This window comes from Oleiphilus sp. HI0067 (genome assembly GCF_001635735.1).
On sequence record NZ_LWFI01001027.1, the window covers coordinates 1 to 1,082 of the forward strand.

General features: G+C 46.8%; 1 protein-coding gene. It reads right to left on the reverse strand.

The window, feature by feature from the left end:
- On the reverse strand, positions 1-1,082 hold a 1,082-nt coding region (locus A3739_RS13895; RefSeq protein ID WP_197472322.1), incomplete at both ends, for a hydantoinase/oxoprolinase family protein.

A 1,082-nucleotide genomic window follows, 5' to 3' on the forward strand; every position in this document is an offset into this window, starting at 1 on the left:
CTTTCATTTTGTCAAATAAGTCAGCAAGTGTTTCTTTGCTAACGTCTTGATAAGGGTGAATGTAGGAGTGTGTTGCATTACGCATAGGCGCTGCGGTGAGCATGCCGAACGCAGACAAGACGCCAGAATTGCGTGGGATAATAGCGCGTTTGATATTGAGTTTTTCTGCAAGAGAGCAAACATGCATCCCGCCTGCGCCACCAAAGCAACATAAACTGAAGTCTTTAGGCGAATGCCCTTGTTTGACTGAGATATTATGCAGCGCTGCTGACATTTGTTGTTCTGCAAGTTGAACGATGCCTTGCGCCGTTTCTTCAATGCTCAAAGATAGTTGTTGCGCTAGTTTTTCGATTGCTTGTATTGCTTTATCGAAGTCTAAGCTTAATGAACCACCCAGTTTGGCAGATCTAGGGATGTGACCAAGAATCAAGTTAGCATCCGTCACGGTTGCCCTATCTCCGTCTTGGCCATAGCAGGCCGGCCCTGGATTAGAACCTGCAGATTCAGGCCCAACATGTAGCATGCCCGCTTCATCTATCCAGGCAATAGAGCCGCCGCCTGCCCCGATAGTATCCATATCTAGCATAGGGATAGCTACTGGCCAGTCAGCGATGGAGTTTTCGCTGCTTAACAAGAAATCTCCATCCATTAAACTCACATCGGTGCTTGTGCCTCCCATATCAAAGCTGAGTATTTTCGTTTGATTGAGTGACTTTCCGAGTAATCGGACGGCTGATAGCCCCCCAGCAGGTCCAGAGAGAAGAAGATTAACGGCGCGTTTTTTGGCCTCATCCAGTGTCAGTAGGCCGCCAGACGATTGCATGATTTGAACATGATTGTTCTTGAGTTTGTCTTGAAGCATGCTCAGGTAGTTATTGACCTTTGGGCCCAATGACGCGTTAAGCCATGTAGCGATGCCGCGTTCATATTCTTTATAAACCGGCAATACAAAAGACGAACGGGAGACGAAAAAGTCTTTGTTCAAGGCGCTCTCAATGCGTTGTTCTTCCTCACTATTCAAAAACGAGAATAAAAGGTTGATAGCGATCGCTTCGGCACCGCTCTCTTTTACATCTTCAACT